At 71.1% G+C, this 3,753-nt stretch carries 4 protein-coding genes; 1 reads left to right on the top strand and 3 read right to left on the bottom strand.

Annotated elements, in window-relative coordinates; all coding sequences use genetic code 11:
- Nucleotides 1-37 precede the first annotated feature (37 nt).
- Complete coding sequence (locus GA0115259_RS31040) at nucleotides 38-724, bottom strand: HAD family hydrolase (protein ID WP_093603165.1); 687 nt, start codon at nucleotides 722-724, stop codon at nucleotides 38-40.
- Nucleotides 725-919: 195 nt separating this feature from the next.
- Here GA0115259_RS31040 and GA0115259_RS31035 point away from each other — a divergent pair, with 195 nt between their 5' ends.
- Complete coding sequence (locus GA0115259_RS31035; protein ID WP_370748856.1) at nucleotides 920-1,981, top strand: lactonase family protein; 1,062 nt, start codon at nucleotides 920-922, stop codon at nucleotides 1,979-1,981.
- Between the two features lie 108 nt (nucleotides 1,982-2,089).
- Here GA0115259_RS31035 and GA0115259_RS31030 read toward each other — a convergent pair whose 3' ends face one another.
- Both GA0115259_RS31030 and GA0115259_RS31025 read right to left on the bottom strand, forming a co-directional pair.
- On the bottom strand, nucleotides 2,090-3,010 hold the full coding sequence (locus GA0115259_RS31030; protein ID WP_093603159.1) for a sirohydrochlorin chelatase: 921 nt from the start codon (nucleotides 3,008-3,010) through the stop codon (nucleotides 2,090-2,092).
- Nucleotides 3,011-3,105: 95 nt separating this feature from the next.
- The coding region (locus GA0115259_RS31025; protein ID WP_272921233.1) for an N-acetylglucosamine kinase at nucleotides 3,106-3,753 on the bottom strand (648 nt) is incomplete at its 5' end.

The raw sequence follows: 3,753 nt of genomic DNA, 5'->3' as shown, positions 1-3,753 counted from the left end.
GTGTGCTGCCTTGCGCGCGCGGCGGGCGGCTCCGGTGTCAGCGGGTCCCGAACAGCCAGGTGTACGCGGCCTGCGCCGTGAACTCGCGCTGCCCGCCCGGGAACAGCAGCCCGGCCGTGGCGAACTCCGGGTCGGCGGCGGTGGTCCGGACATAGGGAATCGCAATACAGCGCATTCCCGCGGCGTGTGCCGCGACCGCACCGGGACCGGCGTCCTCCAGGACGACACATGCGGTGGGCGCCGTGCCCAGCCGGCGCGCCGCCTCCAGGAAGACGTCCGGCCGGGGTTTGCCCTGGGCGACCTCCTCCGCCGAGACGGTTGTGGTGAAGTACCCGTCCAGACCGGTGACGGTCAGGGCCATGTCGATGGCCGCGCGGGACGAGCCGGACGCCACGGCCATCGGCACGCCCTCGGTGTGCAGCCGCTCCACGAACTTCCGCATCTGCGGGAACACCTCCGTCGAGGTGCGGACCCGTTCCAGATAGAGCCGGTTCTTCTCGGCGAGCAGTTCATCGACCGGCGCGTCGATCCCGTACTCCTCGCGCAGCGTCGCCAAGGTCTCGCGGGTGCCGATCCCGATGAAGCGGGTGTGGTGCTCCCAGGTGAAGCCGGTGACACCGTGCTGGGCCAGGACCTGTCGTCCGGCTTCGTAATAGTTCGGCTCGCTGTCCACGAGTGTTCCGTCAAGATCGAAGATGACCGCCGGTGTATACGAAGTGCTCATGCGCTCCAGCATGCCAAGCCGCGCCCGCCGTCGCTCATGGCTCTCGTCCCCAGGCGATCCCAGACGATCCTCAGGTGATCTCCGGCGATCCCCAGGTATTCCCGGGCCCGGATCCGGGGATTGGTCCAGACCGCCTGCTACCGTCGGCCGGGCATCAGCGGATCGGTCGTTGAGGTTCAGCCGAAGAGGGGACATATCGTGAGCGGCAGGAACGACGGGCGGGCCTTCATCGGGTCGTTCACTTCGGCGGGTGGGCGCGGCATCATCCACGCGGCCGTGGACGCGGAGACCGGCGCACTGACGGAACGAGGAGCGACCGACGCCGTCGCCGATCCCTCCTTCCTGGCGCTCTCGCCGGACGGTTCCGTGCTCTACGCGGTCTCCGAGACGGAGGAGGGCACGGCGGCGGCCTTCACGGCACCCGACGGGACCGAGGAGGCCAGGGTGCCGAGGCTGATCGGCGATCCCGTCCCCGTATGCGGTGCCAGTCCCACGCATCTCACGCTCGCCGGCGGCCATCTGCTGACCGCCAACTACGGCTCCGGCAGCGTCACGACTCTGCCGGTCGGCGGCGACGGCGGACTGCTGGCCGTCGCCGGAGTGCTCCAGCACGAGGGCCGGGGCCCGCATCCGGACCGGCAGCGCGGTCCGCACGCACATCAGGTGGTGGCAGATCCGGGCGGACGCTGGATCCTGGCCACCGACCTCGGCACCGACTCCGTACGGATCTCCGCCCTCGACACCGCCTCCGGGGAGCTGACGGCGCACGGCGAGACGGCGCTGCGTCCGGGCACCGGGCCGCGCCATCTCGCCTTCCATCCGGCCGGCGGTCATGCCTATGTGCTGAACGAGCTGGAACCGACGCTCGTCATCTGCCGCTGGGACGCGGAGAAGGGCGTACTCGAACCGGTCGGTGAGGCTCCCGTCCTGCCCGACAGCGTGGAGGCCGCGAGCTATGCCTCGGAGGTGGTCGTGTCCCACGACGGACGGTTCGTCTGGGCCGCCAACCGAGGCCATGACAGCATCGCCGTCCTCGCGCTCGACGCCACATACGAGAAGGCGGAGCTGGTCACCACCGTGCCCTGCGGTGGCCGTTGGCCGCGCGATCTGGCCCTTGATCCGGCGGGCCGCCGTCTGTACGCCGCCAATGAGCACTCCGGTGATGTGACCTGGTTCGACATCGACCTGGCGACGGGCATCCCGGCCCGCGCGGGCTCCATCGAGGCACCTGCCGCCTCCTGCGTGATCTTCGGCTGACCGGACCGAACGCGGAAGGGCCCGCGCCGGAGAGATCCGGTGCGGGCCCTTTCCATGCGTACGAGGGACATGGCCGTCCCGTACACAAGGGCATCCGTCGGTGTGGTGTCAGTGCGTCGGTGATCCCTGCGGCTGCGCGGGAATGCCCAGCGCCGTCGTGTACTTCGACAGCACCAGCTTGCCGATCGCCGGATAGGCGCCCAGCGGCTCCGCGGCGGCGCAGTCGGCCTCCTTGAGCGCTGCTTCGAGCAGCCCTTCGGGCAGCTCCGGGCCGACCAGATACGGCGCGAGCGCGAGCTGCGTCGAACCGGATTCGCGCAGTTGCTCCGCGATCGCGGTGATCGAGCCCTCCTCGTCGAGCGCGGCGGCCATCACCGGTACGGCCAGACGCGCGGCCAGCAGCATTCCGGTGATCCCGGCGGTCTGGACCGCCTCCTGGCCGCCCACCGTGGCCAGGATGATGCCGTCGGCCGCCGTCGCGACCGTGAACAGCCGGGCCCGGTCGGCGCGGGCGAGCCCGGCCTCCGACAGACGTACATGCAGAGCCTCGGCGAGCAGCGGATGCGGACCGAGGACATCCGTCAGCTCCGCGACGGCGCCGCTCTCCGCGACGGCCTCACGTATCCGCGAGACCAGTCCGCTGTCGGGACCGGCGAGCAGTGGTACGACAACGGCGGCGGGGCCTTCGGGCTCGGTGACCTCACGGCCCGCGGCCTTCGCCAGCTCATAGCGTTCGATGCGCAGCGCGGCGGTTCCCGCCAGGACGTCCGCCAGCGCCGGGTACTCCTCGTCGTCACCCTCCAGGAAGCCGATGACGGCGTTGAGGCCGGGCAGCTCGGAACGGGCGATGCTGACGGTCTCTTCGGCCAGACCGCGCACGGCGGCCGAGGGGGTGCCGGGAACGGCGAGAACAAGCGCGGGCGCACCTTCGGGAGCCGCCACCGGTTCGGGACGGCGGTGGCGCCCCGACTGACGGGGTCGCGGCATTCGTACAGGCAGGCCGGATGCGGGCCCAGTGGGGGTGCTCATGCCGTCGAATGCTACTGGTTTTGTGGGCGCGGCTGTTCGGGGAGGGGGCGCTCGTGAACCATCTGTCCTTATTTATCCGTTAGGTATTTTTCCGCTCATCTGTCCTGATGTGTCGGGACGTAGAGCAGCCGTGGATCGTACGGCAGCCGCAGTGAGCCCTTGGCGAGTTCCGCCGCGATCCGCAGCGCTCCGGTCAGCGGATCGGCCGCGGCGGAGACGGCGGTGGCGTGCGGAAGCTGCTCGGCCAGCTCGGCCCGCAGCGGTACGAGCAGCGGGTCGCCGAGCTTGAACAGGCCACCGGTGAGGGCGACTTCGGGCGTCCCGGAGGCCGGACAGACCGCCGTGGCCGCCTCCGCGATATACCGTGCGGCGAGCGCGAGGATCTCCGCGGCGACCGGATCCGAGGCCGCGCAGCGGGCCACTTCCGGTGCGAACGAGGCGAGTACGGCGGGCCGGTCGGTACGTGGATAGAGCAGGCCCGGCAGCTCGCCCGCGGGCCCGAAAACCGCTTCCGTTCTGGACAGCAGTGCGGGTGAACCGCCTCGCCGTCCGTCGTGCGCGCGCATGGCCGCCTCCAGCCCGGCGCGCCCGATCCAGGCACCGCCGCCGCAGTCGCCGAGGAGATGGCCCCAGCCGTCGGCGCGGTGCCAGCCCGTCAGATCCGTGCCGAGCGCGATCATGCCCGTACCGGCGGCGACGACGGCGCCGGGCCGCTGTCCGAGCGCGCCCGCATAGGCGGTGAC

Origin of the sequence: Streptomyces sp. MnatMP-M17, from assembly GCF_900091995.1 — a bacterium.
Lineage (GTDB): Bacteria > Actinomycetota > Actinomycetes > Streptomycetales > Streptomycetaceae > Streptomyces.
The sequence above is the reverse complement of the archived record's forward strand: the minus strand, read 5'-3'. Positions and strand labels throughout refer to the sequence as shown.